Origin of the sequence: Mesoterricola silvestris, from assembly GCF_030295405.1 — a bacterium.
Taxonomy (GTDB): Bacteria; Acidobacteriota; Holophagae; order Holophagales; family Holophagaceae; genus Mesoterricola; species Mesoterricola silvestris.
Genome location: NZ_AP027080.1, coordinates 1,304,420 through 1,330,259 on the forward strand (window position 1 = coordinate 1,304,420; position 25,840 = coordinate 1,330,259).

Here is a 25,840-nt window from a genome sequence, read left to right on the forward strand (position 1 = left end):
ATCATACGCCATGCCCACCACGGTTCTCCTCATCGACGACGACCTGGCCCTGTGCGAGTCCCTGGCGCGCTTCCTGGCCATGCACGACCTCCAGGTCACGGGCATGGCCACGGTGCGCGAGGGCGAGGCCGGGATCCAGGCGGGGGGCTGGGACCTGGTCCTGCTGGACGTGGGGCTGCCCGACGGCGACGGCCGGGAGCTGCTCCGGTGGATCCGGGGCCGGTCCGGGGTCCCGGTCATCATGCTCACCGCCCAGGGGGACGCGGGGGACCGCATCGCCGGGCTGGAGGACGGGGCCGACGACTTCGTGCCCAAGCCCTTCGTCCCCAGGGAACTGCTCGCCCGGATCCGGGCGGTCCTGCGCCGGCGGGGCGGCGCCGCCGGGGGTCGCCTGGTGGTGGGGGACCTCCAGGTGGACGTGCCCACCCGGCGGGTGCTGCGGGGAGGCGGGGAACTCCCCCTCACGGCGGCGGAATTCGATATCCTCCTGGTCCTGCTCCGGCGGTGCGGAACCTGCGTGACCCGGGACGAGCTCTCCGAGCAGGCCCTGGGCCGGCCCCTCGGCTTCAGCGACCGCACCATCGACAACCACATCAGCAACCTGCGGCGCAAGCTCGGGCCCCGGTCCGGGTCCGTGGAGCGCATCCGGAGCGTCCGCAACCTCGGCTACTGCTACACCGGGTTCCTGGATGCGTGATTTCTTCCTGAGGGTCTTCCTCACCTTCTGGGTCGCCTCGGTGCTGATGCTCCTGGGCTTCTGGGCCGTCACCGAGGCCGCTGACGCCAGGCCCGTGGCCCGGCGCTGGATGGTGGACACCGTGGAAACCCTGGGGGCCACCGCGGTCGACCAGTTCGAGTTCGGGGGGAAGGACCGGCTGGACCGCTTCCTGGGCGCCCTCCGGGACCATTCGGGGATCCAGGCGACCCTGGTGAAGGATGACGTGGACCTGGGCGCCGCGCCCCCTCCGCCGGAACTGGCGGACCTGATCGCCAAGGCCCGGGCGGAGCGGCGGGCCGGCTATGTGCTGCGGTCGCCCTGGCGCGGGGCGGTGGTTTCCCAGCGGGGGGCGAGCACCTACGTGTTCGCCGCCCAGGTGCGCCCCCGCCGGCTGCTGGCCCGGTCCCTCACCACCGGCATCCCCCAGCTGAAGCTGGCGCTGGCCGTGCTCATTTCCGCGGCCCTGAGCTGGCTGCTCGCCAAGAGCGTCACCGGGCCCATCGGCAGGCTCCAGGCCGTGGCCCGGGACCTGGCGGGGGGGAACCTGTCCGCCCGGGCGCGGCCGGTGGTGGCCGCCGGGGCCCCCGGGGTGGTGGCCGCCCTGGCCGAGGACTTCGATTCCATGGCCGCGCGGATCCAGACCCTGATGGACCAGCAGAGGGAATTCCTCCGGGACATCTCCCACGAGCTGCGTTCCCCCCTCTCCCGCCTAAGCGTGGCCGCCGGGCTGGCCCAGCGGGGTGACCTGGCGGGCGCCGAGCGCATGGAGCGGGAAATCGGGATCCTGGAAGGCATGATCTCGGACCTTCTGACCCTCGCCCGCATCGACGCGTCGGTGCCGGCCTCGCGCCGGACGCCCGTGCACCTGGGCCGGCTGGTCCAGCAGGTGGTCCTGGACGCCTCCTTCGAAGGGGCGCCGGAGGGGAAGACGGTGATGCAGACGGGCCCCTTCGAGGTCCGGCTCCAGGGCGACCCGGGCCTGCTGCACCGCTGTATCGAGAATGTCGTGCGGAACGCCTTGAGCTTCACCCCGCCCCATGGCGAGGTGGAGGTCGAGCTTGCCCTCGCGGCGCGCGCGGGCATCGACGGGTGCCTCGTCGCCGTGAGCGACGGGGGCCCCGGCGTGCCGGAGGAGGGCCTGGAGCGGCTCTTCGAGCCCTTCTACCGGGGTTCCGGCGAATGGAACGCCGCCCGGGCCGGGGCCGGGGTCGGGCTCGCCATCAGCCGGAAGGTGGCCCAGTGCCACGGGGGAACCATCGAGGCCGGGAACCTCGCCGGGGGAGGCCTCCAGGTCCGGCTTTGGCTGCCCCTCTAATTCTGGCCGGCCAGGAAGGCCATCACCGTATCCATGACCACGGTGGGTGAAGCCGGGTTCATGCGGGCGGCGATGGCGTCGACGCCGTGGTCCGCCCCCCTCACCCGTTTGAGCACCAGCTTCCCGCCGCAGGACGTCCACGTGTCGACGTTGCCGGAGGTCTGGCAGCCGGCGAGGTCCAGGGTGGTGCCGCAGACCTGCAGGACCCGGTCACACTGCTGGTGCCACTCCCCGATCATGGTGCCGTCCAGGAAGGCCGCATTGCCGGCCCAGACGACCACGGGGTTGACGTACCAGTTCGGCTGCGTCCAGTTGCCGGAGGTCTGCATGACGGAATCGGCGTCCCCGAAAAGGCCCAGGTAGGGGGGCGTCGCGCTGCCCAGGGTGCAGACGCAGGGCGTGGCGGCCTGCTGGAACCGGGCGGAGGCCGGGCCCGCCAGGGACACATAGGCGTTGAAGGTGGAAGGGGATTCGCACCACATGCGGTTCGCCATCGTCCCTCCCATGGAGTGGCCCATGAGGGTCACGTCCGCAAGGCCGTAGGTGGTGCGGATCTTCGCGGCCAGGGCCTGCAGGAAGGCCTTGTCGTCCTGCCCGGAGGTCATGGCGTAGTTGGACCAGGTGGTGGCGCCGGGCGACCCGTCGATGTGCTGGCCCTGGGGCAGGACGAGCATCACCTTGTGGGCGCCGAGCCAGGTCCAGTTGACGGTGCCCGTGGTGGTGGCGGTGGTGCTGGAATTCAGGCCCAGCTGGTATCCGATGGCGCTGCTGTTGCCGCCGCCGCCGTGCAGCGCCACGATGGCCCGGGTGGCGCCGGCGGGGATGCAGAAGGTCACCGCATGGGGGAAGCCGGGCACCTGGGTGGTGACGACCTGGTTTTCCAGGGCGGGAGGCGCCGGGGCTCCGGGCGCTCCGCCGCCGCAGGCGGTCATCATCCCGGCCAGGGCCGGGACCAGAAGGGCGGGTCGGCAGTTCATCGGCATGGATCCTTCCGGGCTGGGCGCCTTCCGGATGGAAGGGGCGCCTCCCATTAGATCCCGGGGCCGGGGATGGAAATGTAAGGAAGTGTCAGGGGAGGGCCTTCGCTCCCTTCAGACGTTGAAGCGGAAGTTGATCACGTCGCCGTCGTGCACGACATACTCCTTGCCTTCGCTGCGGAGCTTGCCGGCCTCGCGGCATCTGGCCTCGCTCCCCAGGCGCACCAGGTCCTCCCAGTGGGTCACTTCGGCCCGGATGAAGCCGCGCTCGATGTCGGAGTGGATCTTGCCGGCGGCCTTGGGGGCCGTGAGGCCACGTCGGATGGGCCAGGCGCGGCACTCGTCCTCGCCCGCAGTGAGGAAGCTGATGAGATCCAGCAGGGCGTAGGCCCCCCGGATGAACCGCGCGATGGCGGGTTCGGCCAGGCCCAGGGACGCCACGAACTCCAGCTGGTCCTCGGGCGACATCTGGGCGATGTCCATCTCGATCAGGCCGGCCAGGACCACCAGGCCGAGGCCCGCCCCGCGGGTGTGGCGCGCCAGGTCCCCGGGGGCGGGGGCGGCGGCCTCGGCCTCGGCGACGTTGAACACCAGGAGCAGGGGTTTCTGGGTCAGGAAGCGGTACCCCGCGAGGGAGGCCCAGGCTTCGGGGGCGACGCCGTCCACCTTGCGCAGGGGCACGCCGGCCTCCAGGGCGGCCTTGAGGGTGCCCAGGAGCTCGGCCTCGCCGGTCTTCGCCTTCTCCTTGGCGAGCCGCTCCAGGCGCTTCTCGATGAGGATGAGGTCGGCCAGGTTCATTTCGTCCTCGAGGCCCTTGGCCTCGGCGAGGGGGTCGGGGACCTCGCCCGCCGCGCCCGGGAAGCCCCGCACCACCTGGCATAGCGCATCCACCTCCCGCATGGCCCGGAGGGTGGCCTCGTCCAGGCTCTGGCCGTGGCCCCCCGCGGAGGCCGCGGCCACGTCGCAGAAGGTGATCTCGGCCAGGGTGGTCTTCCTGGGGTGGAAGAGGCCCGCCAGCGCCGCGACCCGTTCGTCGGGGACCTTGACGGTCCCCAGGTTGGTCCTGCCCCGGGCCGCGCCGAAGCCGGTCTCGGCGGAGAGCCCCGTGAGGGCGTTGAACACCGTGGTCTTGCCGCAGCCTGGGAATCCGACCAATCCGACCTTCATGGCATGCCTCGCAAAGGGCTGTGCGCGCGCTTCGGTGATGGCCGGAAGCCCGCCATCCCGATCCCTGGAGCCTGATTCGTTGAGCCGATTGTAACCCGACGGGTCCGGATCACGGAAAGATCTCCTCCTTGGCGGCCCTCAGGATGGCGAGCACGGCCGGGTGGACCAGCTTGCGCTCGGCGGAGACGGCGTAGGTCCGTTCCCGGACCCCGTCCAGGCTGCCCAGGGAACGCACACCGTAGGTCCTGGCCACCTCCTGGCTGATGGCCGCGGGCGCCGCGAAGAAACCCAGGCCCTGGGCCCCGAAGGTTTCCAGAAGGGCGGTGTCGTCGAATTCCCCCACGATCAGGGGCACGACGGCGTTCCGTTCAAACCAGGCGTCCAGGGAGCGGCGCAGCGCGTTGCCCGGGGAGGGGAGCAGGAGGGGCGCGCCGTTCAGGCCGCCGGGGAAGAGGCCCGGGTGGCGTTCCGCCAGGGCCGGGGTGCCGAAGAGCTCCACGCCGGATTCGCCCAGGACGTGGTTGTAGGCCCGCGCCCCGCTCCGGGGCGTCCAGGGGGCGTCGGAGAGGACGATGTCGATCTCGTGGGTCTGGAGGGCGTCGAGGAGCCGGGGCAGGGGCGCCTCGCGGCAGGCGAGCCGCAGGGGCTCCCCGAGCTCCAGGGCGGGTTGCAGGAGGCGGTGCACCATCAGCTTGGGGAGTACGTCCGAGACGCCGGCCACCAGCTGGAGGGCCCGGCCCGTGGGGTGCCCCTTGAGCTGGTGCTGGAACTCACTTCCGAGGGAGAAGATCTCCTCCGCGTACCGGAAGGCCGTCTGCCCCGCGGAGGTGAGCCGCAGGCCCCGGCCGGATTTCTCGAAGAGCCGTTCCCCCAGGCTCGCTTCCAGTTGGCGGATCTGGGTGCTGAGCGCCGGCTGGGAGAGGTTCAGGGTCCTGGCGGCCGACGTGATGGACCCTTCCTTGGCCGCTGTCCAGAAATAGAGCAGATGGTGGTAGTTGAGCCATTCCATGCCTGGATGATACATCTATTAAATGAATGGAATGGCTAAATACAATATATAAAACCTACTCCTTTCTGGACCCATCCTGTAGGTGCACGCGCCGTGCGAGGAGTGATCCATGAAGATCCTGCTGAAATCCCTCGGTTTCAACGCTGGCGAAGCTTTGCATCAGCACGCGGTTTCGCGGCTGGGGTCGGCCCTCGAGCACTGGGGCGACCGGCTCGAGGGCGCGGTGGTCCGGATCATGGACGCCAACGGACCCCGGGGCGGGGTGGACAAGGTCTGCTCCATCCAGATCGCCCTCCCCCATCGGGCCTTCGTGGTGGTCACCGCCGCCGCCTCGGACTACTACGCCGCGGTGGACCTGGCGATCCACCGCGCATGCCGGGCCACGGCCCGAGCCATCGGGCGCCTCGCCCAGACCAAGGGACGGGGCGGCTCCTGGCCCCTGGCCGCCTTCGAATGATCGTTCACCGCCGAGGACCGGAAGAAGCTCGCGGCCGTCCTGAAACAGCCGGATCCGGGCCTGGCCCGGGGCATGGGGCTGCCGGTGCTGGGCCAGGTGGCCCGGCGGGAGGGATGGGGCTTGGCCTTCGGCAGGGAGGACAGGGGGTTCACGGCGCGGCCGGAGCTTCCCGGCTGGCGCCTGGGCGCGTCCCGGGTCCGGGCGGGAGCGGCTGCAGCGGCGCGGGGGTGGGCGCCGAGGCCAGATGGGCCCAGACGACCTCGCACATCCACAGGTCGGCTCGAAACCGCTCCAGCAGGGCGATCTTGGCCCTCCGGCGCAGCATCAGCAGGCCCGGGTGTTCCGGGTTCGGAGCCCTTCTCTCGAGTTCGACCAGTTCGAGGGCGCGGGCATTCTGATGGTCCACCAGGGGCTTCCAGGCAACCTGGAGGTCCGGCACGGCCGCGTTCGCGGCGCGAAGGACGCTCTGGCTGGCCTGGGTTGCCCTGGCCTGCGCGGCGAAGACCCTGCGCTGCTCGAAGGTGAGTGCCTGGTCGCCCAGGCCGGGGCCCGGATCGAACGCCTCGTCGGTCCTGGCGGCGCTCAGGGTCGTGGCGGGCGCGAAGTAGCGCCGGTTCTGGGCCACGGCCGCCTTCACCTTGCCGGCCACTTCGGAGGCGGGCCGTGGCGCGGGGGTGCCTGGCGCCGTGGGTTCGGCAACGGCGAGGCCGCTGTCCACCAGTCCCTGGCGCCAGCCGTTCCAGATGCCCAGGCAGGTGCGCCGCAGCGACGCATAGGGGACGTCGGCGATGATGCCCAGCAGGGCCCGGGCATCATCGCCCCGGTCGGCCGGGACCGGCAGGGCCGGAGGAAGGGGCGTGATGGGGCCGTTGATGCGGTAAAGCTCCAGCAGGTCCCGTTCCAATTCCTTGATGGCATTCAGGTTCTGCTTGCTGATGGCGGGCTGGCGGGACCGGGCGTCCGCGACGTTTTCCGGCATGCCCTGGAGGTTGATCATCCGGCCCTCCATCGGGACCTCGGCCGCCGCGCCCGGTCGGGGGGGCGCAGGGACCTGGCTCAGCATGGCCAGGATCAGCAGCGAAGACGGCATCATGGGGACTCCTGGTACATCAGTTCAGGCCCGGGGGCAGGGGCCGCTGCTGGGAAGGCCGGGTCCGGCCCGGAACGGCGCGGAAACCCGATTCGTACAAGGTCCAGCCGTACGGCATGTCCTTGAAGCGCACCGGGTCCGCCGCCTCAAGCTCCTTCCTGACCTCCTTCTGAAGCGCGAAGGCGGCATTCTTGGTGACACTAAGGAATTTGAAGCGGTTGGGATTGGGCGTGCCCCGGAGGTCGCCCCGCTCCGCGGTCGTGGCGGCCAGGAAGATCGCGGTGGCCAGCCAGGGCTCCACCGCGTCTCCGCAACGTTTCCAGGGCAGCATGGGCACCTGGATCTCCACGAGGATGAATTGGTCGTCGGAGCCGACCAGGAGCCGGCCATAGTTCTTGTCGAAGCCCTGGGTGAGGCGGTACCGGGCCTTCGGCTCCGCCTTCAGGAGCCGGTCGAACACCTTGGCCAGGCTCGGAGCGTGCTCCAGGGTCCAGCCCAGCACGCCCAGGAGCATGGGGTCCGAACCTTCGAAGAAGGGGATCCCTGGCCGTACCTGGAGGATCTCTGCGGGAGGCGGGGGGGGGTGCAGGAGCATTGCGGTACTCCGATGGCCCAGGGGCATCTGTTCGAAATGGGGATCGTGTCGCCTTTGACCTGGCCAAGCGCCCGGAGGTTGAAGGAGAAAGGGATCGCGCCGCGGGGTTCACGGCGCGGCTGGGACGACCTGCTGGATGAAGGGATCCTTTCGGCCGGTGGCAAGGGCGGTCAGATGCGTGAAGGCCCTTTCCAGGGCCCGGGCCTTGCGGAGGCTGGAAAGGGAGATGAGGGTCGCGGTGCCGCGGAACCCCGCCCCGTCCACCAGGAATTCGCCCCGGGTGCCGCGGGACCGCACCTGCAGATCGAAGGCTTCCGTGCCGTCGGCGCTACGCCTTCTCACAAGGATGACGTCGACGTTCCGAAGGGGAACCACCAGGGACCGGCCCGGATTCCGGAGGGTTCCGGCCAGGAAGGTGAACTGCTCGCCGTTGGCCGAGAAGGCGACCTGCAGCATGGGCAGGGCCTCCGTTTCATAGGACCGGATCTCCTGCACGATGTAGGTCATGGTTTCCGGCCGGGTCTGGGCGGGGAGGGAGGCCGGGGCGAAGGCGAGGATCAGGGCGGCGGGGAGGGCTCCATCCATGGGGTTGGTCACGTGGGTCCTCCCCCGAATTCCATGGCGGGACCTGGGAATCAGGGCCCTGGGCGCCGCCGCGTTGGCGGTGCCTTCAGGGAATGCGAGGAGCGTGGCCCAGGTTCCTAGACCGCAGCCGGGGCGCGGGGGAGCCGGCACGTTCTCTCTTTCATCCCTTGCATCCTGTGCATCCGTTTCATCCTTGTTACCGCAGGGCCAGCGATGAGGTGGGTGGCGCGCGGTTGATTTGCATGCGCCGACCCATCCCAGCTCTGGCCCTGCGGGAACAGGGATGAAATGGATGCACAGGATGCAGGGGATGAATAGGGCCCCACGGTTGGCGGCAAGAGGTTATGTACGCTAGGGAATTCCCAGCCTGCTCTTCAACCCCGGCGCCGCGCCGCGGCTGATCTCCACTTCCAGGCCGCCCTGGAGCTTGACCAGCATGCGGCCCGAATCCAGGTTGCGGGCGCCCAGGACGGCCTCGGGGCGCAGGAGCAGGTGCCGGTGGCCCCGGATCAGGCCGCGGCCCTCCAGGGCCTGCTCGGCCTCGGCCAGGGTCTTCCAGAGGGTGCGCCACTCGCCGCCGGCGTGGGCCCACACGGCGCCGCCCTTGAATTCGAAATGGGAGGTCTTCCCCAGGTCCAGGAGCACCAGGCCCTCCCCGGCCTTTACCGGGTAGCGGAAGGGACCGGACTGGACCGGCCTCACGGCACTGGATCGCGCGCTTCTCAGCCGCTCCAGGGTCAGGGCCAGGCGCTCCTCCGTGACGGGCTTCAGGAGGTAGTCCAGGGCGGCGTGCTCGAAGGCCTTCACGGCGTGCTCGGCGAAGGCGGTGACCAGCACCACGGGCAGGCCCTCCTGGATCTCGGCCATGACCTCCAGGCCGGTGAGGCCGGGCATCTGCACGTCCAGGAAGAGCGCGTCGGCGGAACCGCCGCCCTCCAGCCATTCCATGACGGCGATGCCGTCCTCCAGTTCCGCCACCACCTCGCAGCCCTGGCCCTTCAGGAGGCGCACCAGGCGCTTGAGGTTGTAGGGCTCGTCCTCGGCCACGACGATGCGCAGGGGTTCAGACATGGGCGGGTCCCCCGCCGGGGAGCTGGATGACGGCCCGGGTCCAGTCCCCCTCCCGCCAGAGCCGGAAGGAGGAGGCGGGATCGGCCCCCAGCAGGGCCAGGCGCTCCTTCAGGTTGCGCAGGCCGATGCTGTCCTGGGCGCCCCCGGCCGGGGAGCGTCCGGTGTTGGCCACTTCCAGTTCCAGCCCCCGGCCCCAGGGGCGCAGGCTGATGCGCAGCTCGCCCCCGGCGCGCTCGGGGCCGATGCCGTGCTTGATGGCGTTCTCCACCAGGGGCTGGAGGAGGAGGGGCGGCACCTCCCGGGCGTCCAGGTCCGGGTCCCAGGACCAGTGGATCTGGAGGCGCCGGCCCAGGCGCAGCTGTTCCATGGCCAGGTACTGCTCCACCACCTGCCGTTCCTGGGCCAGGGTCAGGGAGGTGCGGTCGCCGTGGTCCAGGAGGTGGCGCAGGAGGCCCGCCAGGTCCACCAGCACCTTCTCGGCGCCGGCGGGGTCCTCCCGGACCATCTCGGCCACGCCGCTGATGGCGTTGAAGAGCACGTGGGGGTTCATCTGGTTCTGCAGGGCCTTCAGCCGGGCCTGGGCCGCGGCCTTCACGGCCAGGTCCTCGCTCTCCTCGGCCCGTTCCATGCGGGCCAGGACGCCCCCGAGAAGGACGGCGAAACAGAGGAAGGCGGCGGCGAGGAGCAGGAGCCGGTGGGGCTGGAAGCAGTCGGGCATCTCGGGCATGGCGTGCATCCCGTGCATGCCCCGCCCCATCATGCCCCGGCCCATGCCGTGGGGCCCCAGGTGGCCCGGCATGCCGGCCCCCAGCACCTCCAGGAGCAGGAGGACGCAGAACGCGTTGAAGGGGATGGCCTGCAGGAGGCCCCGGAAGGGCCGGGCCCCGGGTTCAGGCCCGCCCGTCCACTGCCAGGGCAGGGGGGAGAGCACCAGGAAGAACAGGGCCCAGGCGAAGGGCGCCAGGGCCTCGCCGTCCAGGGGTGGGCTTTCGTGCCCCAGGGCCCACCGGGTGACGTTCCAGAGGAGGCCGAACACAAGGATGGCGCCCCAGGTCAAGGGGCGCCGCATCCTTTGGACCGTGGTCCGGTAGATCTGATCGGCCTTCATGATGACCTAGATTAGCGCACGCCCTGGGGGCAGGCACCCTGGCCGTGATGCCTTCCGCCCTTCATGCCCGTGGCGCAGTCCCGGCCCTTGCCCATGGCGGGACCGTCGGCGCAGCCCTGACCCCTGCCCATGCCGGGACCGTCGGCGCAGCGCTTTTCCCACACGGCCTTCTGCTCGGGGGTGAGGAGCTTGGCCATCTCCTGGCGGTGGGCCTGGCGCATCTCCAGCAGCGCGAAGCGGGCCTGGCTCTCCTTGTCGAAGAGGGCCTTCAGGGCGGCGCGGTCCGTGTCGGGCTTGGCCATGGCCTGGCGCAGGGCGTCGTGGGCGTCCCGGGCGGCCTTGCACTTCTCTTCCATGGCTGGGCGGTGCTTGGCCTGCAGGGCCGCGAAGGCGGTCTTCTGGGCCTCGGTGACGCCGGGAAGGTTCGCGCAGACGCCGCCGCGGGGGGTCCCGCAGGCGCCGCCGCCGGCGGTCCCGCAGGGACCGCGGCCGCCCGCGGCCAGGGCGGGCAGGACGGCCAGGGCCAGGGCGCCCGCGCAGAGGGTGCGGCTGAGGGTGGAGAAGGGATTCTTCATGGGTGCCTCCAGAGGTCCGGGGTATCATCCCCCGTCCACAGCATTGGAGGCCCGTTCGCCCCGGAACGTGGAGCCGGGGGCTCCGGATGCAGCCCGGGGGGGTCGAACGGCAGGATCGTGGGGTCGAATGGCATGCAAGTATCCATCCGGTCCCGGGTTGGATCTGGGATCATGGTTCCCGGGGACCCGTGCCGATGAAACTGCTCCTGGTCGAAGATGACCCCCACGCCTCCGCCTCCATCGCCAAGGGCCTCCGGGAGGAGGGCTTCATCGTGGAGGTGGCGGCCGACGGCGAGGAGGGTCTGCTCATGGCCCGGGGCGCGCGCTGGGACTGCCTGGTGCTGGACGTGATGCTGCCGGGGGTGGACGGCTTCACCATGCTTGGGGAGCTGCGGGCCTCCGGAAGCGAGGTGCCCGTGATCTTCCTCACGGCCCGGGACACCCTTTCCGACCGGCTCCGGGGGCTGGCCGCGGGGGGAGGCGACTACCTGGTCAAGCCCTTCGCCTTCTCGGAACTGGTCCTGCGGATCCGGAACCTCCTGAGCCGGGGCATGCCGGTGAAGGAGAGCACCTGGAGCGTGGGGGACCTCACCGTGGACCCGGTGCGCATGAAGGTCTACCGCGCGGGCCAGAGGCTGGACCTGAGCGCCCAGGAATTCAGGCTCCTGGAGCTCCTGGTGCGCCACGAGGGCCACGTGCTCACCCGGGCCCGCATCGCGGAGGAGCTGTGGGACCTGGCCTTCGAGAGCAGCGCCAACCTGGTGGACGCCGCCGTGCGGCGGGTGCGCCGCAAGGTGGACGATCCCTTCGGGGTCAAGCTCATCCACACCCGGCGCGGGGTGGGGTACCTCATCGCGGAACTCCATGACTAGGAATTCCCTCGTCGTCAGGCTTTCGGCCAGTTTCGCCCTCACCACCCTGGTCCTGGTGGGGGCGGGCTCGCTGTACCTCTACCGCTCCCTGAGCCTCATTCTCATGCGGGAGGGGGAGGACGACCTCCGCAGGGCCTCCACGGAGATCCTCCGCAGGATGGAGGGCCCGGCGGGGATTTCCGGGAACCTGGTGGAAGGGTGCGAATTCCGGGTCCTGGACGGGTCCGGACGGGTCGTGCAGCAGACCCCGGGCATGCCCGACCTGGAGGCCCGCGGGGCGAAGCCCGGGAGCTTCTTCCTGGTGGGGGAGGGGGATTCCCGCCACATGATCCTGGAATCCGGGTGGCGATCCGGGCGCCTGCAGCTTGCCCGGGATCTCCGCCCCGAGGCGCGCCGGCTGAACCGCTTCCGGGACGTGCTCTGGGCCACCCTCGGGCTCACCTCGGTGGCCGCGGCCATCGTGGGCCTCTGGACCTCGCGCCGAGGGCTGCTGCCCCTGCGTCACCTGGCGCGCCAGGCCCGGGCCATCCATCCCGAATCCCTGGGCAACCGGCTGCACCTGGAGGAGACGCCGGAGGAGCTGAGGCCGCTGGTGGATGCCCTCAACCGCTCCCTTTCGAGGCTGGAGACGGCCTTCTCGCGCCTGGCCGCGCTCAACGCGGACATGGCCCACGAGCTCCGAACGCCGGTGCACAGCCTCAAGGTGGAGGCGGAGCGGCTGCTGTCCCGGCGGGACCTGCCCCCGGACGTGGAGGACGGCCTTTCGGGAATGCTGGAGACCCTGGACCACATGGGGGCCATGATCGGGCAGATGCTCTTCCTGGCGCGGATCGAGGACCCGCGGGCCGTGCTGGTCAAGGCGCGGCTGTCGGCGGAGGACCTCCTGCGCAGCGCCCTGGAGCCCTTCGAGCTCCTGGCCGAGGAGGCCGGGGTCCAGCTGTCGGCCGCCGCCCCGGAGGGCCTGGGGATCCTGGGGGACGCGACCCTCCTGCGGCGGGCCATCCACAACCTCATCGACAACGCCATTCGCCACGCGCCGGAGGGCTCCACGGTCTCGGTGCGGGCCTGGGAATCCCCGGACACGTCCATCCTGTGCGTGGGGGACCAGGGGGAGGGCATCCCGGAGGTGCACAAGCAGAACCTGGGGCAGCGATTCCTGCGTTCCGATCCCTCCCGGAGCCGGGGCACGGGGGGCACGGGCCTGGGGCTGGCCATCGTCCAGAGCATCGTGAACCTCCACGGCGGCAAGCTGGAGATCCAGTCCGCCGTGCCCCGGGGGACCCTGGCGAACATCCTGCTCCCCCGAACCTGACGAAATGGTCAGGTCCGCGTCAGGAACCCATCAGGTGGGCGGCGCAGACTTGAAGCCATGCTGCAAACGGGTGGAGACAATTCCGGCCTGGGACGACGAAGGGCGGCCTCGCTGCTGCGGGGCCTCTGCTCTTTCGTGCTGGGCTGGCACCTGAAGGCCGGCGAGCCCCAGGTGGTGCTCAACGCGGGGCGGCCCGGCCAGATGGCGATGGTGTGCGCCCGGCCCGAGGTCAGCGGCGTCGAGGACCCCGCCCTTGGGAAGACGCTCCTGGACGTGGCCTACTGGGACCTCGCGCATTCCGGGGCCGTCCAGCCCCTCCTGGAATCGGCCTTCCCTGCCCCGGTGACGCACCTGGCCATGCGCCAGGCCGGAGCCAGCCTCCTCCTGAGGACGATGGTCAAGCCGGGCTGGACCGGCAAGCTCATCCTCCGGGTGGAAGTGACGGACCTGGGGGCGGAATCCCAGGTGTTCCGCAAGGCCTATTCCTTCGACGGGAAGACCCTGGCCCGCACCGCGCACCGCCTCGTGGACGACGTCATCGGCGCGCTCACGGGGATCCCGGGCGTCGCGGGCTCCCGGATCATCTTCGTGCACGAGCTGGCCCACGGCCGCAAGGAGCTGTTCCAGGTGGACCCGGACGGCGAGAACCTGACCCGGATCACCCACCACGAGAGCCTGACCCTTTCGCCGTCCATTTCCGAAGGCGGGCGCCTGGCCTACGTCACCTACGTGGCCGGACTCCCGCGCATCTGGGGCCGGCTGGACCCGAAGGAACCCTTCCGGTGCCTCTTTCCGCAGCTCCCCGGCGCGGAGGCCATGGCCTTCACCCCCGCGTGGTCCCCGGACGGCAGGCGCCTGGCCATGGTCCTGCCCAACCACCGCGGGGACTCCGACATCTCGGTCCTGAACCCGGCCAAGGGCCGCACCCGGCAGATCACCGGGAATTCCGGCATCAACACGGAGCCCGCCTGGAGCCCCACCGGCCACCAGATCGCCTTCACCTCCGACCGGGAAGGGTCCCCCCAGATCTACCTCATGGAGCCCGACGGTTCCAATGTGCGCCGGCTGACCCTGGAGGGGACCTACAATGCCAGCCCCGCCTGGAGCCCGGACGGGGGGATGCTCGCCTACGTGTCCCGCATGGACGGGCGCTTCAACCTCTTCGTGTACAAGCTGGCGGAAGGGAAGGCCTACCAGGTCACCCGGGGCGCCGTCAGTTCCGAGTCGCCGTCCTGGTCCCCCGACGGGCGCTGGATCGCCTTCGCCAGCGACCAGGACGGCCGGCGCCAGCTCTTCGTGACCGACCTTTCCGGGACCAACCAGCGCAAGCTCCTGGACCTTCCCGGATGCCAGTCCCCCGTCTGGACCCGGACCCGATGAGGTCCGCCGTCCGGAACCCCTTTCCCGTTCAACCCCGGCTGCGTCCCGAGGACGCCAGCCCCATGTAGGAGGGCCCGAAATGCCCAATTCCCGTAACCTCACCGTTCTTGCCCTGGGCTGCGGCCTGGTCCTGGCCGGCGTCGCCTGCAAGAAGCCCGAACCCCTGAAGGCCCCCGAAGCCCCGAAGGTGGACACCTCCGCCCAGGACGCCGACAAGGCCCGCCAGGAGGCCGAAGCCCGCCGCCGGGCCGAGGCCGCCCAGAAGGCCGAGAGGGACAAGCTGGAGGCCGCCCGCAAGGCCGAGGCCGAGCAGCAGGAGGCCTTCCGCAAGGCCGCCGACAAGGCCCTCACGGACGTGCTGTTCGCCTACGACAAGTCCGGCCTCACCGACGAAGCCAAGACCCAGCTCCAGGGCATCGCGGCCTTCCTGAAGGCCTATCCCAAGGCGGCCCTCCGCATCGAAGGGAACTGCGACGAGCGGGGCACCGTGGAATACAACCTGGCCCTGGGCGAGCGCCGCAGCAGCGCCGCCAAGGACTACCTGAAGGGCCTGGGCATCGCCGAGGACCGGCTGTCCACCGTGAGCTACGGCAAGGAGAAGCCGGTGTGCACCGATTCCGTCGAGGCCTGCTGGAGCCGGAACCGCCGGGACCACTTCGTCCTCAGGCAGTAGGCACCTCGACCCGCACCGACAGGGCGTTCAGGGCCACGCGGTGCAGGATTTCGCTCACCGTGGCGCAGCAGTCCCCCAGCACGGTCACCGCATAGGGCTCCGCGGCCCGGGAAAGGGCCGTGTGGGTGACGCAGTTGTGGGTCATCATGCCGGCCAGCTTAAGCCCGGTGGCGCCCAGGTCCCGCAGCGTCCGGTCCAGGGTCGTGCCGTGGAAGGCGTCCGCGTGGCGCTTCACGATCACCGGCGCGCCGGGGGCGGCGGCCAGGATCCGGGGGTGGATCCGGGCCCCGGGCGTACCCTCGTTGAAGAAGGGCGAGGGCCCATCCGCGAGGTGCTGGACCAGGATCACCGGGACCCCCTGGGCCCGGGCCTGGCCCATGGCCTTCTCCGTGTTGGCCAGGGCGGCCTCGGGGTTCCAGAGGGGGAAGGCCCCCCCGGGGAAGTAGTCGTTCTGGACATCGATGATCACCAGGGCTTGGGTCATGGGGTTCTCCCGCGGCAGTGGAGCCGGCAGGTTCAAGGTAGGCGGGGGGCGGGCAGGGGTGGAGTGGCGGAACGGACCAATTCCGGGTTATAACTGACAATCATGGCGATCCGCATCGGCATCCTGGAGTACCCCGGCGCCCAGGCCTCGGCGGTGCTGGGGCTGAGGGATCTGCTGGACCAGGCGGCCAGGCTCCACCGGCAGCGGGGCGGGGAGGGTCTGGACACCCGGGTCCTCCAGGGCCTTGGGGAACCGGAGGCGCCCTTGGCGGCGCTGATCCTGCCCCCGGCCCTGGGCGGGGAACCGGCGGAGGACCCCCTCCGTCAAGCCTGGCTCCTGGCCCGGCATGGGGAGGGCACGCTCCTTTGCTCCGTGTGCATGGGCGGCATGGTGCTGGCGGAAACGGGGCTCCTGGACGGCCGCCCCGCAACCACCCACTGGGGCCTGCGGGAGCGGTTCGCCCAGCGCTTCCCCCGGGTGCGCCTGGACACCGACCGCATCCTCATCGACGACGGCGATCTCCTGACGGCCGGGGGGCTCATGGCCTGGGTGGATCTGGGCCTGAAGCTGGTGAACCGGTTCCTGGGCCCCGAGGCCATGCTGGCAACCGCCCGGCAGCTCCTGGTGGATCCCGGCGGCCGGGAGCAGCGCTTCTACAGCACCTTCGCGCCGGTCCTCACCCACGGGGACCCGGCCGTCCTGGCCGTCCAGGCCTGGCTGCAGATCCATTTCGGGGAGAAGGTGGACGCGCCCGCCATGGCCGCTGCGGCCCGCCTGGGGGAGCGCACCTTCCTGCGCCGCTTTCGCCGGGCCACCGGCCTGCGCCCCACGGACTACCTGCAGCACCTCCGCGTGAGCAAGGCCCGGGAGCTGCTGGAACGCCCGGGCCTGGCCGTGGACGAGATCGCCTGGCGGGTGGGGTACGGGGACCCCGGGGCCTTCCGGAAGATCTTCCTGCGGCTCATGGGCCTCACCCCCGGGGACTACCGGCGCCGCTTCGCGGTGGCCGGCCGGTAAGGTGCGTCGGTAAACCGAAGGTGCCTCGGAACCGTGATAAAGGGGCTGCTCCAGGTTAGGTTGAGTGGATCCCCGTTCATCCCCATCCCGCCCCTTCTCACACCCGGGCCGCGAACTCCCGGTGGAAGGCGCCCAGCTTCTCCACCACCGCGCGGATCTTGTCGGTGGGGGGGAGGATGGTGGTGCGGAAGTGGGCGGTGCCCTCGGCCTGTCCGAACCCGGAACCGGGCACCACGCAGATGCCGGTGGCCTCCAGGAGCGCCATGCACCAGGCCTCGTCATTCACGCCCGGGGGCAGCTCCACGCGGGGGAAGGCGTACATGGCGCCCGCGATGACGTTGCAGGTGATGCCCTCGATGCGGTTGAGGCCCTCGGCCAGGATGACGGCGCGCTGCTTCATGCTCTCCAGGATGCCGCCGCGCTCCTTCTGGAACAGGGCGTGGGAGGGGGTGCCGGGGCGGGGGGGGTTCACCATGGCGTAGGTGGCGACCTGGCCGGCCAGGTTGGCGCAGAGGCTCACCGACTGGAGCTTGAGGATCTGGGCCGCCACGTCCGCGGGGACGTTGCGGTGGTCGAAGTAGCCGCCCCGCACGCCGCACTCGCCCTGGAAGCCCTTGGAGCAGGAGTGGAAGCTGAAGAGGGAGACGTCCTTGATGCCCCGGTCGTGGAGGACCTTGGCGAAGGAGACGAAGGTGTCGCCGGGGAGGTAGATGTTCTCCTGGTACACCTCGTCGGCCAGCACGGACAGGCCGTGCTTGCGGGCGAATTCCAGGACCATGGCGATGTTCGCGGCGTCCAGCACGGCGCCGGTGGGATTGCCGGGGTTGATGACGCAGATGGCCTTGACCCGGGTGCCCTCGGCCTGGGCCTTGGCCAGGGACGCTTCCAGGAGGGCGGGGTTGAGCCGCCAGTGGTCGGCCTCGTCCAGGCCGTAGGGCACGATCCGACCCTCGTAGAGGGTGATGGTGGCGCTGTAGAGGGGGTACTGGGGGATGGGGATCATGATGCCGTCGGTGGGGGAGGCGATGAGCAGCTTGAGGATGCTCTGGACGCCCTTGCTGGCCCCGTCCGTGAGGTAGATGTGGTCGGGGTCCACGGCCGCGCCGTCCCGCGCCTCGATGAACCGGGCCACCGCCTCGCGGATGAAGCGCACGCCCCTGCTTTCGCTGTAGGCCCCCAGGCCGTGCCGGGTGCCTTCCAGGATGGCCCGGGCGGTGTCCAGCACGTCGGAGGGGAAGACCCCGGGGGCGGCGGTGAGCAGCTCCGGGTACTCGCACAGGGCCAGGAGCTGGCGCACGTAGGTGATGGGGCGCTGGCCCAGGGACTGGGGGTTGCCGATGTTGCAGTAGATGACCTCCCGGCCCAGCTTCTCCAGCTCCTGGGCGCGCGCGACGATGGGTCCGCGCACCGCGTATTCCGTGGCCAGTACGGCCTTCCCCAGGTCCTTGAGTTGCATGGTCATGGTGGCTCCCTCAAACGGTTTCGGCGTCGAAGACCCGCTCCACGCGGGCATTGATCTGACAGGTGACTTCGTAGGTGATGGTCCCGAGCACGTCGGCCCACTCCTGGGCCGTGATCTCCTCGGCGCCGCTGCGGCCCATGAGCACGACTTCGTCCCCCGGGGCGGCCCCGGCGTCGGGGCCCAGGTCGATCATGCACTGGTCCATGCAGACCCGGCCGACCACGGGACAGGAGCGGCCCCGCACCAGGGCCCGCCCGCGGTTGGAGAAGAGCCGGTTGAACCCGTCGGCGTAGCCCGCGGGCAGCGTGCCGATCCAGGTGTCTTGCGGGGCCACCCAGGTGCGGCCGTAGCCGATGCTGGTGCCGGCCGCCACCTTCTTCACGAAGGCCAGGCGGGTGAGGAGGGACATGCCCGGGTGGAGCGGGATCGTGCGCGGCGTGGTGGCGTCCGGATAGTGGCCGTAGATCATGATGCCGGGCCGGACCATGGAGAGCCAGGCGTCCTCGTGGCCCAGCACGGCCCCGGAATTGGAGGCGTGCACCAGCTCCGGCATGCGCCCGATGGCCGCGGCCAGGGTCGCCACGGTGCCCCGGAAAAGGGCGATCTCGTCCCGGGTGTAGGCGATCCCCCCCTCCTCGTCGCTCACCGGGAGGTGGGTCATGACCCCCTCCAGGAGGAGGTCCGGGCACTGCCGTTCGATGAAGAGCGCCAGGGCCGGCGCCTCCCCGGGGGTGACGCCGATGCGGCCCATGCCGGTGTCGATCTTGAGGTGGACCAGGGCCTTGCGCCCCAGGCCCGCGGCCACCGCCTGGAGGGCCTCGATGTTGGGCCTTTCGCACACGGCCAGGGCGATGCCGGCGGACACCGCTGCGGCCATCTCCTCCGGGAAGGCGGGGGAGAATTTCAGGATCGGGAGCTTCAGGCCCGCCTCCCGCAGCTCCAGGCCCTCGGGCACCGTGGCCACGCCCAGCCCGTCCGCGAGGCCCAGCCGCTCCGCCATGCGCGAGACCTCCACCGCCCCGTGCCCGTAGGCGTTGGCCTTGACGGCGATGAGGACCTTGCGGTCCGGGCCGACCTGGGCGCGGATCCCTTCCAGGTTCCGGCGGATGTTCCCGAGATGCACCCGGGCATGGGTCTGATAGAGCATGGGTTCCCCTCGTCGATTCTAGCCCCGGATGACCGCCTTCTGCACGTAGGGCGAGGTGGAAAGGGCCAGAAGCGCGCTGTAGCTGGGGCTGAAGCCCAGCTCCATGCCAAGTTTCACGGGCGTTTCCGCCTCCTCCACGTCCAGCACCAGGTGGTCGCTGCTGCCGCCCAGGACGATGATGCCCTTGTCCTCGGGCTGGATGCCGTCCACGGTGACGTCCTGGCGCCCCAGGTTGCAGATGGCCCGCAGGCGCACGCCCCGGTCCTCGAAGGTCTCGAAGCCGCCGAAGGCGTCCTGGCCCCGCTCCCCCACGGGGATCGAAGGCTTGCGCTCCAGCTCCACCACCTCGGCCACCATGCGGAAGGTGTCCTGGCGGGTGCCGGGCCAGGGACTGCGGTCCAGGACGTTCCGGCCCAGGACGATGGCCTCCCCGATGCGGAACTGATTGATTTCCTTGGGCATGTGTCCCGACTCCAGGAGGGGGAGGCTGGCGCTGTTGCCCCCGGAGAGGGTGGCCAGCTCCAGGCCCGTGGCCCTGCGGCAGGCGTCCCGCACCTCGATGAGGGCGGTCATGTTCTCCACGGAGGGGATCACGCCGCCGTAGCAGGCCAGGTTGCAGCCCAGGCCCGCCACGTGGATGTGGGGCATCCGGCTGGCCTCGCGCACCACGCGGATGGCCTGGTCGGGCCAGACGCCCTCCCGCAGGTCGCCCACGTCCACCATGACGATGATGTTGTGGTGGACGTTGTGGAACTGGGCCGCCTCGGACAGGAGGCGGATGGTCTCGACGCTGGAATTGAGGGTGGTGTCCGCGCAGCGCACCACGTCCGCGGCGCGGCTGGGGGCGGGGATGCGCAGGAGCATCAGGGGCAGGGACTGGCCGGTGTTGGCCATGGACATGAGGTTGGCGATGCGGGAATCGGCGATGAGGTCGGCCCCGCCCAGTTCCAGGGCGTGCACCACCGCCGGATGGGCGCAGGTCACCTTGGTGACGCAGGCCACCTTGGCGCCGTGGGCGTGGCAGCGGCCGATGACGGACCGGGCGTTGGCGGTGATGCGGTCGGGGTAGATCTCGAGGCGGGGGGTCCGGTAGTACATCAAGGCTCCGATTCGGCCCAGCGGCGGAAGGTGGTCTTCACGTCGTCCGGGTAGGCCTGGGCCAGGGTGCCCAGGGCAGAGAAGAGGTAGTCGCGGTCCATGAGGATGCGCGCTTCGGGCGGGGGCAGGAGGTGGGTTCCGGCGCCGGTGCAGATGGCCCGCAGGCATTCCGCGGCGCCCGGGACCCGGGTGAGGGCGCCGCCGGTGGCCACCACCCACTTCACGGCCGTGAGGTCCTTGCCCTTGACGATCTGCTTGCGGCCCGTGGGGGTGTAGAGGTCGGTGACGGCCCCCGCGTGGCGGCGGGTGCCCACCTCCACGGCCCGGGCGCAGAGCCAGCGGGTGAGCTCCCGCTCCCGCTCCGTGGCGGGCAGGGCCTGCAGGTCCAGGAGGCGGTCCCGCCAGGCGTCGGTGCCGCAGGTGTCCATGATGTGGTGGGCGTTGACGTAGACGCCCAGGTCGCCCTCCACGGTGCGCTTGGCCCGGGGCTCGGGCTCCACCAGCTTCGGGGCGAACTCCAGGCTGCCGTCGGTGACGGAATGGACGTCGGTGGTGGCGCCCCCCACGTCGAAGACCAGGCAGTCCCCCATGCCCTCGGCGAAGAGCTCCGCCCCCCGCAGCACCGCGCCGGGCGTGGGCAGGATGCCCCAGCGGGTGAGGCCGGCGAAGGTCGCCATGCCCGGGGCGTGGATGATGTGGCGGCTGAAGAGATCGTGGATCTGCCGGCGCAGGGGCTGGATGTTGAGGATGTCCACGTCGGGGAAGACGTTCTCGGCCAGGAGCAGCTCGATGCCGGCCTCCCCGAAGATCTGCCGGATGGGGCGCTGCAGGGCCACGTTGCCGGCGTAGACCACCGGCACCGCCAGGCCCAGGGCCGCGATGCGCTCCGCGTTGCGCAGGACGATGCCCTTCTCGCCGTAGTCCACGCCCCCTGCCAGGAGGATCATGTTGGGCGCGATCTCCCGGATCTCCTCCAGGTCGTAGTCGTCCAGGGGCCCCGCCGTCACCTGCTTGACGATGGCCCCGGCCCCCAGGGAGGCCTCCTGGGCGGCCCGGGCCGTCATGCTCTTGGTGAGGCCGTGCACGGTCATGCGCAGGCCCCCGGCGGCCGAGCTGTTCACGAAGGTCTCGGGCGAACCCACGGGCCTCCCGAAGCGCCCCTCCAGGTCGGCCACGGCCTCCCGGACCCCGATGCCCACGTCGCCCGCGGCCACGGAGGTGGGCGCGAAGCCCTGGGCCAGGTGCCGGAAACCGTCCCGGCCATCGCGGGCGAAGCCGTTCACCTTCGTGATCGTGCTTCCCACCTCGATGGTCAGGACCTGGACCGGATCCACGCTACACCACGCCCCGGGCCCGGAGCACCTTGACCATGGCGTTCACCACGTGGATGCCCTTGGTGCCGCGCCCGAAGGTGGCGTCCAGGCCCGTCTCGGCGGCCATGTCGCGGTTCACCTGGGTGCCGCCGGCGATGAGCACGATGCGGTCCCGGATGCCCTTCTCCCGGCACAGCTCGGCCAGCTTGCGCATCTGGGCGCGGTGCACGTCGTTGTGGCTGATGATGGTGGAGATGAGGATGGCCTGGGCCCCGGTCTCGATGGCGGCGTCCACCAGCTTGCCGATGGGCACCGAGGTGCCCAGGTAGGTGTACTTCACGCCGTACTTCTCGATGCCGCCGTGCTTGATGTCCAGGATCTCCCGGAGGCCGACGCTGTGCTCGTCCTCGCCCACGGTGCCGGCGACGACCCGCAGGCCCGTGGCCTTCACGGCCGCGCGCAGCACCTCCTCGGGGAGGATGATCTCCTTCTCGGGGATCTTGAGGGAGCTCCGCTCGATGTCGAAGGCCACCTTGCCCTTGACCTCCACGAAGCAGCCTTCGGAGGGGTGCAGGACCATGGTGTTGATCACCTCGGGGTCGGCCAGGCCCATCTTCCGGGCCATCTCCACGGCGTACACCGGGGCGATGTCCTCGTTCTCGGGCACGAAGAGCTGGATGAGCACCGTGCCGTCCCCGGCCCACTCGGCCTCGGGCCGGATGAGGCCGCCCTTGCGGTAGGGGCGGGTCTGCTCCAGGCGGCGGTCGCAGGAATCCTCGGGGTCCAGCTCGTCGATGTAGACGATCTTCTCCGGCACGCAGAGGGTGCAGCCCCGGATGGGGGCGCAGGCCTTGTCCAGGCCCGCGGGCACGTGGTTGTGGCCGAAATGACTGCACACGGGGGCGAAGTAGTCGGGATCCCGGGGGACCAGGGAGCCCGCGCCCACGCCGCCCTTGCCGTCCCGGGCGATGCCGTCGCCGTTGCGGTCGGGGTACTTGGCGGAATCCACGAAGAAGCCCTGCTCCACGGCCGCGAAATAGCCGCCCTGTTCCACCACCTCCTCCAGGAAGGCCACGGCGCGCTCCTTGAGGTCGCGCACCATGCCGCCCAGGGGGCCCTCGTGGTTGAGGGTGAGGAGCTCCTTGATGCCGTCCAGGGCGGCCCATGTCTGCTTGACTGTCTGGACGCCGCGGATGTTGTTGTAGTGCCAGGGCACGTTGCGGCCCTCGTCGGGCGTGATGGTGGACTGGATGTCGGCGCGGGTGAGCATGGAGATGAGGGTGTCCACCGTGTGGGTGCGCACCGCCTCCTCGATGTCGGCCTCGATGTAGCGGGTGTTCTGCTGGGCCCGCATCTTGAATTCGCTGAAGAAGTCCCGCAGGGCCACGGCGTAGGGCAGGTCGTACCAGAGCTTGGGGGCCGGGGGGGAATTGGGGGGCACGGTGGAGAGGCCGATGAGGCTGCGGTCCATGCCCGCGGCCACGGAGAAGGCGCAGTTGATGCCGTGCTGAACCATGAGCTCGGGCATGACCAGCCAGCCCGCCTTGGCGGTGGCGTTGGCGTTGTGGGCGCCGTCGATCTGGAAGATGCCCGCGCCCGCCATGACGGCCTTGGCCTCGGCGGCGTCCACGAAGGAGCGGTACATGTTCACGTTGCGGTAGAGGACGTTGTACTGGGGATCCTGGTGGGCGCCGTTGATGCCCTCCTCCGCGAAGAGCACGGCCACTTCGGGGCCCGCCACGCCGGAGACGTAGGAGTGGAAGTTGATGGGCCGGCCCACCTCCTCCTCGATGAGGTCGCAGGCCTTGCGGCTGGCGCGGATCTGCTTGCGGGTGATGGGTACCCCGCCGATGCCTTCGGGGGTGCCTTCCAGGAGGCCGTCGATGTGGCTCTGGCCGGTGGTGCGGATGACCATGATGTGGTCCGCCCCGTGCCAGGCCGCCATGCGCATGCGCCGGATGTCGTCCTCGAAGCGCCCGGAGGCGATCTCCGTGGTGACGACGCAGGAGGGCTGGGGGTCGATGTGGTCGAAGTACTTGGACGCGGGCAGGCCGATGGAGTTCTTCAGGGGCGCGGACATGTCCCGGAAGTGGAAGGGGCCCATGTTGACGCCCTCGGTGGGCACGTCGCGCCAGGTCCAGCCCTTGCGGGGGGGGTGGTAGCCCTCCAGCCCTTCCAGGATGTTCTCGATGTCCAGCTTGGCGTTGGGTTCGAGGCTCATGCGTTCACCCCCTTGAAGAGGCCCTTGAGGACGTCCGCGTTCTCCAGGATCGCCGCGGCGGCGCCGCGCACGTCCTTTCCCGTGCGCTCCGAGACCTTCAGCAGGACGTTGCCCGCGCCCTTGGGCAGGAGCCCGGCCTCGAAGATCCGGTCCACCACGCCGTGGGAGCTGACGCTGTCCACCCCCATGCGCAGGAGCACGGAGCGCTCGATGGAGGGGCTCGTGTGGGTGCGGGCCAGCTCCACGATGGGTTCCACCACCTGGTTGCAGAGCTGCCAGAAGCGTTCCTTGAGCTGGGCGTCGCTGAGCCGGGCCAGTTCGGCCTGGCGTCGGGCGAACCGGTCGTGCCGGGCCTGGGTCTCGTCGGTCATCGGGGTCTCCATGGGTTCAGATGTGCGCGGCGGCCGAGGCCACCCAGTCGAGGTCCTTCTTGATGTCGGCGGCCAGGAAGGCCCGGTCGGCGTCGCTCCACTGGGCGACGGGGAGGGCCTTGGCGGCGTTGCGCAGGTAGGAGAGGCGCAGCTTGTCCATGTCCTGGACGCTGCCCCGCACCTGGTCCAGGCGCTCGGGGATGACGATGGCCTTGCCGGGGACGTTCTCCCTCGGGTCCCCCACGCGCACCTCGATGCCGTTCTCCCGGGCGAAGGAGAGCTGGCGGTTGTGGTGCTTGCCGGCGCCGGTGTACTCCGTCTCCTGCACCACCACGATCTGGTCCCGGTCCAGGTTGCGGGCCAGGGTCACGGCCGCGGTGAGGCTGGTGTTGCCCGCCGGGCCCCGCTCCAGGCCCTCCAGCTTGGCCAGGAGCTCGGTGACGTAGAACACCTCGCCCTGGGTGACCAGCTGGTACTCGTCCATGTAGCGCAGGCTGCGGGCGGCGTTGCGGGGCACGTCCACGCGGTCCGGCCAGGTGGCGAAGGGCACGCCGAAGCCCGTGTGCCCCGTGGTGAAGGACTTGCGGTTGAAGTCGGTGTCGGAGGCCATGTGCAGGCCCCCCAGGTCCACGGAACAGGCCACGATGCGAGTGTTGTCGCAGCCGGCGGAGAGGAGCCCCCGGGCGGTGCCCGTGAGGTTGCCTCCGCCCGCGTGGGTGATGACCACCGCGTCGGGATCCTTGCCGTAGCGGGCCCGCACCTGTTCCGCCACCTCCACGCCCAGGGTCTCCACGCCCTTGATGCCGAAGGGGGTGTAGAGGCTGGCATTGAAGAAGCCCGTGGTTTCCAGGGTGAGCAGCAGCTGGAAGAACAGCTCGGGCCCCACGGAAAGCCGCTGCACCTCCGCCCCGTAGGCCTCGCAGGCCCGGCTCTTCTCCAGGATCTCCGGCTGGCCCACGCCGCGGCTGTCGAAGACCTCCTGGACGATGATGCACTTCAGGCAGCGCATGGCCGCCTGGGAGGCCACGGCGGCGCCGTAGTTCCCCGAGGTGGCCGCCACGAGCCCCGCGTAGCCGCGCTTTTTCGCCTCGAAGGCGCTGATGGCCGCGCGCCGGGCCTTGAAGGACCCCCCGGCGTTGGCCGCCTCGTCCTTGACGAGGATGCGGGCCCCCTTGCCGGGCCCCGCGAATTCCCGCACCGCCTCGGTGAGCCGCGTCAGCTCGAACAGAGGGGTGTTCCCCACCTTGGTCTCCGCCTGGATGCGGACGATGTCCTCCAGGCCGTACCCCGTCTCGCGCATCATGCGCTCGTAGTCGAAGGCGATGGGGCTCTGGATGTAGTCCGAGAAATCGATGCCCAGGCTGGCCTTCATGATCTCGTTGCGCCGTCCCATGACGGCCTGGTAGGACATGTCCTTCATGGCCGCCCCCCGATGTGCAGGAGCTCCGGCACGGTCGCGCCGAAGCTGTGGGTGTAGCTGGGATTGACGACCTTCAGGACCCCCCTGTGGGCGTGCCCGATGAGGCTCGTCACCGTGACTTCGGCCCCCATCTCCCCGTCCTCCTGGAGGAATCCGGAGATCCGGAGCACATAGGGACAGCTCCGCGTCTCTTCCGGCAGATTGGGCGCCCTGTCCTCGGGCCGCAGCAGCACCCGCTCGATCTCGACCCAGGTCCCCTTGGGAATGACATTCATCCTGTGCTCCCTTCTCATTTCTTTTCTCAGCGCCTCTGCGAGCCCTCTGCGCCTCCGCGTTTGATTTTTTCCTTGGTAATGCCCCGATGATCGGGCAATGGACCGCCAGCGCGGACACGTCATGAAAA

General features: G+C 70.4%; 26 protein-coding genes. 8 read left to right on the forward strand and 18 right to left on the reverse strand.

Annotated elements, in window-relative coordinates:
* The first annotated feature begins 10 nt into the window (after positions 1 to 10).
* Together R2J76_RS05415 and R2J76_RS05420 are read left to right on the forward strand one after the other, a co-directional pair.
* Positions 11 to 697 carry a response regulator transcription factor gene (locus tag R2J76_RS05415; protein WP_316414787.1) on the forward strand — a complete coding sequence of 229 codons (687 nt, stop codon included), beginning with the start codon at positions 11 to 13 and terminating at the stop codon, positions 695 to 697.
* On the forward strand, positions 690 to 2,033 hold the full coding sequence (locus R2J76_RS05420; protein ID WP_316414788.1) for a HAMP domain-containing sensor histidine kinase: 1,344 nt from the start codon (positions 690 to 692) through the stop codon (positions 2,031 to 2,033). Before R2J76_RS05415 ends, R2J76_RS05420 begins: the two co-directional genes overlap by 8 nt.
* Here R2J76_RS05420 and R2J76_RS05425 read toward each other — a convergent pair.
* The 3 genes from R2J76_RS05425 to R2J76_RS05435 all read right to left on the reverse strand — a co-directional run bounded on the left by R2J76_RS05425 (position 2,030) and on the right by R2J76_RS05435 (position 5,186).
* Positions 2,030 to 3,010, reverse strand: coding sequence for an alpha/beta fold hydrolase (locus R2J76_RS05425; RefSeq protein ID WP_316414789.1), 981 nt, complete (start codon positions 3,008 to 3,010; stop codon positions 2,030 to 2,032). The two genes, R2J76_RS05420 and R2J76_RS05425, sit on opposite strands and share 4 nt — an antisense overlap.
* Before the next feature lie 114 nt (positions 3,011 to 3,124).
* Positions 3,125 to 4,165: a DUF933 domain-containing protein gene (locus tag R2J76_RS05430; protein WP_316414790.1), complete on the reverse strand. Its 1,041-nt coding sequence runs from the start codon at positions 4,163 to 4,165 to the stop codon at positions 3,125 to 3,127.
* Between the two features lie 121 nt (positions 4,166 to 4,286).
* Complete coding sequence (locus R2J76_RS05435) at positions 4,287 to 5,186, reverse strand: LysR family transcriptional regulator (protein ID WP_316414791.1); 900 nt, start codon at positions 5,184 to 5,186, stop codon at positions 4,287 to 4,289.
* A gap of 109 nt (positions 5,187 to 5,295) precedes the next feature.
* Between R2J76_RS05435 and R2J76_RS05440 the strand changes: the two genes are divergently transcribed.
* Entirely contained in the window at positions 5,296 to 5,643 is a 348-nt protein-coding gene (locus tag R2J76_RS05440; protein ID WP_316414792.1) for an HPF/RaiA family ribosome-associated protein, read from the forward strand.
* A gap of 148 nt (positions 5,644 to 5,791) precedes the next feature.
* On the opposite strand, the gene R2J76_RS05445 is transcribed toward R2J76_RS05440, so the two are convergent.
* From R2J76_RS05445 to R2J76_RS05470, 6 genes are all read right to left on the reverse strand, one after another.
* Positions 5,792 to 6,736, reverse strand: coding sequence for a hypothetical protein (locus R2J76_RS05445; RefSeq protein ID WP_316414793.1), 945 nt, complete (start codon positions 6,734 to 6,736; stop codon positions 5,792 to 5,794).
* Between the two features lie 16 nt (positions 6,737 to 6,752).
* Complete coding sequence (locus R2J76_RS05450; RefSeq protein ID WP_316414794.1) at positions 6,753 to 7,328, reverse strand: hypothetical protein; 576 nt, start codon at positions 7,326 to 7,328, stop codon at positions 6,753 to 6,755.
* Between the two features lie 108 nt (positions 7,329 to 7,436).
* Positions 7,437 to 7,925, reverse strand: coding sequence for a hypothetical protein (locus R2J76_RS05455; protein ID WP_316414795.1), 489 nt, complete (start codon positions 7,923 to 7,925; stop codon positions 7,437 to 7,439).
* Positions 7,926 to 8,264: 339 nt separating this feature from the next.
* Positions 8,265 to 8,984, reverse strand: a complete 720-nt coding sequence (locus R2J76_RS05460) for a LytR/AlgR family response regulator transcription factor (protein ID WP_316414796.1) — start codon at positions 8,982 to 8,984, stop codon at positions 8,265 to 8,267.
* Complete coding sequence (locus R2J76_RS05465) at positions 8,977 to 10,053, reverse strand: sensor histidine kinase (RefSeq protein ID WP_316414797.1); 1,077 nt, start codon at positions 10,051 to 10,053, stop codon at positions 8,977 to 8,979. The genes R2J76_RS05460 and R2J76_RS05465 overlap by 8 nt, the downstream gene beginning before the upstream one ends.
* A 50-nt stretch (positions 10,054 to 10,103) precedes the next feature.
* The gene (locus R2J76_RS05470; protein WP_316414798.1) at positions 10,104 to 10,667 is read right to left on the reverse strand and encodes a Spy/CpxP family protein refolding chaperone; all 564 of its coding nucleotides are present in this window, start codon (positions 10,665 to 10,667) and stop codon (positions 10,104 to 10,106) included.
* 194 nt (positions 10,668 to 10,861) lie between these two features.
* On the opposite strand from R2J76_RS05470, the gene R2J76_RS05475 reads away from it, so the two are divergent.
* The 4 genes from R2J76_RS05475 to R2J76_RS05490 all read left to right on the forward strand — a co-directional run bounded on the left by R2J76_RS05475 (position 10,862) and on the right by R2J76_RS05490 (position 14,904).
* A complete protein-coding gene (locus R2J76_RS05475) occupies positions 10,862 to 11,539 on the forward strand; it encodes a response regulator (protein WP_316415885.1) in 678 nt (225 codons plus the stop codon).
* Positions 11,532 to 12,851 carry an ATP-binding protein gene (locus R2J76_RS05480; RefSeq protein WP_316414799.1) on the forward strand — a complete coding sequence of 440 codons (1,320 nt, stop codon included), beginning with the start codon at positions 11,532 to 11,534 and terminating at the stop codon, positions 12,849 to 12,851. The genes R2J76_RS05475 and R2J76_RS05480 overlap by 8 nt, the downstream gene beginning before the upstream one ends.
* 57 nt (positions 12,852 to 12,908) lie before the next feature.
* Complete coding sequence (locus R2J76_RS05485; RefSeq protein WP_316414800.1) at positions 12,909 to 14,231, forward strand: hypothetical protein; 1,323 nt, start codon at positions 12,909 to 12,911, stop codon at positions 14,229 to 14,231.
* A 79-nt stretch (positions 14,232 to 14,310) separates the two neighbouring features.
* Positions 14,311 to 14,904 (forward strand): OmpA family protein, encoded by a 594-nt coding sequence (locus R2J76_RS05490; protein WP_316414801.1) that lies wholly within the window; start codon positions 14,311 to 14,313, stop codon positions 14,902 to 14,904.
* Here the strand turns inward: R2J76_RS05490 and R2J76_RS05495 are convergent.
* Positions 14,894 to 15,388, reverse strand: a complete 495-nt coding sequence (locus R2J76_RS05495; RefSeq protein ID WP_316414802.1) for a cysteine hydrolase family protein — start codon at positions 15,386 to 15,388, stop codon at positions 14,894 to 14,896. The genes R2J76_RS05490 and R2J76_RS05495 overlap by 11 nt on opposite strands.
* Positions 15,389 to 15,490: 102 nt before the next feature.
* Between R2J76_RS05495 and R2J76_RS05500 the strand changes: the two genes are divergently transcribed.
* Positions 15,491 to 16,405: a GlxA family transcriptional regulator gene (locus R2J76_RS05500; protein WP_316414804.1), complete on the forward strand. Its 915-nt coding sequence runs from the start codon at positions 15,491 to 15,493 to the stop codon at positions 16,403 to 16,405.
* A 97-nt stretch (positions 16,406 to 16,502) separates the two neighbouring features.
* Here R2J76_RS05500 and R2J76_RS05505 read toward each other — a convergent pair whose 3' ends face one another.
* From R2J76_RS05505 to ortA, 8 genes are read right to left on the reverse strand one after another with little or no spacing between them, the layout of a single operon-like run.
* A complete protein-coding gene (locus R2J76_RS05505) occupies positions 16,503 to 17,867 on the reverse strand; it encodes an aminotransferase class I/II-fold pyridoxal phosphate-dependent enzyme (protein ID WP_316414805.1) in 1,365 nt (454 codons plus the stop codon).
* Positions 17,868 to 17,877: 10 nt separating this feature from the next.
* Positions 17,878 to 19,014: an alanine racemase gene (gene alr, locus R2J76_RS05510; RefSeq protein ID WP_316414806.1), complete on the reverse strand. Its 1,137-nt coding sequence runs from the start codon at positions 19,012 to 19,014 to the stop codon at positions 17,878 to 17,880.
* 18 nt (positions 19,015 to 19,032) lie between these two features.
* Positions 19,033 to 20,112, reverse strand: a complete 1,080-nt coding sequence (locus R2J76_RS05515; RefSeq protein ID WP_316414807.1) for an alanine/ornithine racemase family PLP-dependent enzyme — start codon at positions 20,110 to 20,112, stop codon at positions 19,033 to 19,035.
* Positions 20,112 to 21,446, reverse strand: coding sequence for a glutamate mutase L (locus R2J76_RS05520; RefSeq protein WP_316414808.1), 1,335 nt, complete (start codon positions 21,444 to 21,446; stop codon positions 20,112 to 20,114). The genes R2J76_RS05515 and R2J76_RS05520 overlap by 1 nt, the downstream gene beginning before the upstream one ends.
* Position 21,447: 1 nt before the next feature.
* The gene (gene oraE, locus R2J76_RS05525) at positions 21,448 to 23,646 is read right to left on the reverse strand and encodes a D-ornithine 4,5-aminomutase subunit OraE (RefSeq protein WP_316414809.1); all 2,199 of its coding nucleotides are present in this window, start codon (positions 23,644 to 23,646) and stop codon (positions 21,448 to 21,450) included.
* The gene (oraS, locus tag R2J76_RS05530) at positions 23,643 to 24,017 is read right to left on the reverse strand and encodes a D-ornithine 4,5-aminomutase subunit OraS (protein ID WP_316414810.1); all 375 of its coding nucleotides are present in this window, start codon (positions 24,015 to 24,017) and stop codon (positions 23,643 to 23,645) included. The genes oraE and oraS overlap by 4 nt, the downstream gene beginning before the upstream one ends.
* Positions 24,018 to 24,033: 16 nt before the next feature.
* Complete coding sequence (gene ortB / locus R2J76_RS05535) at positions 24,034 to 25,437, reverse strand: 2-amino-4-oxopentanoate thiolase subunit OrtB (protein WP_316414811.1); 1,404 nt, start codon at positions 25,435 to 25,437, stop codon at positions 24,034 to 24,036.
* Entirely contained in the window at positions 25,434 to 25,730 is a 297-nt protein-coding gene (gene ortA, locus R2J76_RS05540) for a 2-amino-4-oxopentanoate thiolase subunit OrtA (protein WP_394366786.1), read from the reverse strand. The genes ortB and ortA overlap by 4 nt, the downstream gene beginning before the upstream one ends.
* Positions 25,731 to 25,840: the final 110 nt, after the last annotated feature.

Bases quoted from the DNA above. Each gene is read 5' to 3' on its own strand.
- R2J76_RS05415 (WP_316414787.1), top strand. From the start codon at position 11: ATGCCCACCACGGTTCTCCTCATCGACGACGACCTGGCCCTGTGCGAG.
- R2J76_RS05420 (WP_316414788.1), top strand. From the start codon at position 690: ATGCGTGATTTCTTCCTGAGGGTCTTCCTCACCTTCTGGGTCGCCTCG.
- R2J76_RS05425 (WP_316414789.1), bottom strand. From the start codon at position 3,010: ATGAACTGCCGACCCGCCCTTCTGGTCCCGGCCCTGGCCGGGATGATG.
- R2J76_RS05435 (WP_316414791.1), bottom strand. From the start codon at position 5,186: ATGGAATGGCTCAACTACCACCATCTGCTCTATTTCTGGACAGCGGCC.
- R2J76_RS05440 (WP_316414792.1), top strand. From the start codon at position 5,296: ATGAAGATCCTGCTGAAATCCCTCGGTTTCAACGCTGGCGAAGCTTTG.
- R2J76_RS05445 (WP_316414793.1), bottom strand. From the start codon at position 6,736: ATGATGCCGTCTTCGCTGCTGATCCTGGCCATGCTGAGCCAGGTCCCT.
- R2J76_RS05450 (WP_316414794.1), bottom strand. From the start codon at position 7,328: ATGCTCCTGCACCCCCCCCCGCCTCCCGCAGAGATCCTCCAGGTACGG.
- R2J76_RS05460 (WP_316414796.1), bottom strand. From the start codon at position 8,984: ATGTCTGAACCCCTGCGCATCGTCGTGGCCGAGGACGAGCCCTACAAC.
- R2J76_RS05465 (WP_316414797.1), bottom strand. From the start codon at position 10,053: ATGCGGCGCCCCTTGACCTGGGGCGCCATCCTTGTGTTCGGCCTCCTC.
- R2J76_RS05470 (WP_316414798.1), bottom strand. From the start codon at position 10,667: ATGAAGAATCCCTTCTCCACCCTCAGCCGCACCCTCTGCGCGGGCGCC.
- R2J76_RS05475 (WP_316415885.1), top strand. From the start codon at position 10,862: ATGAAACTGCTCCTGGTCGAAGATGACCCCCACGCCTCCGCCTCCATC.
- R2J76_RS05480 (WP_316414799.1), top strand. From the start codon at position 11,532: ATGACTAGGAATTCCCTCGTCGTCAGGCTTTCGGCCAGTTTCGCCCTC.
- R2J76_RS05485 (WP_316414800.1), top strand. From the start codon at position 12,909: ATGCTGCAAACGGGTGGAGACAATTCCGGCCTGGGACGACGAAGGGCG.
- R2J76_RS05490 (WP_316414801.1), top strand. From the start codon at position 14,311: ATGCCCAATTCCCGTAACCTCACCGTTCTTGCCCTGGGCTGCGGCCTG.
- R2J76_RS05495 (WP_316414802.1), bottom strand. From the start codon at position 15,388: ATGACCCAAGCCCTGGTGATCATCGATGTCCAGAACGACTACTTCCCC.
- R2J76_RS05500 (WP_316414804.1), top strand. From the start codon at position 15,491: ATGGCGATCCGCATCGGCATCCTGGAGTACCCCGGCGCCCAGGCCTCG.
- R2J76_RS05505 (WP_316414805.1), bottom strand. From the start codon at position 17,867: ATGACCATGCAACTCAAGGACCTGGGGAAGGCCGTACTGGCCACGGAA.
- alr (WP_316414806.1), bottom strand. From the start codon at position 19,014: ATGCTCTATCAGACCCATGCCCGGGTGCATCTCGGGAACATCCGCCGG.
- R2J76_RS05515 (WP_316414807.1), bottom strand. From the start codon at position 20,112: ATGTACTACCGGACCCCCCGCCTCGAGATCTACCCCGACCGCATCACC.
- oraE (WP_316414809.1), bottom strand. From the start codon at position 23,646: ATGAGCCTCGAACCCAACGCCAAGCTGGACATCGAGAACATCCTGGAA.
- oraS (WP_316414810.1), bottom strand. From the start codon at position 24,017: ATGACCGACGAGACCCAGGCCCGGCACGACCGGTTCGCCCGACGCCAG.
- ortB (WP_316414811.1), bottom strand. From the start codon at position 25,437: ATGAAGGACATGTCCTACCAGGCCGTCATGGGACGGCGCAACGAGATC.
- ortA (WP_394366786.1), bottom strand. From the start codon at position 25,730: ATGAGAAGGGAGCACAGGATGAATGTCATTCCCAAGGGGACCTGGGTC.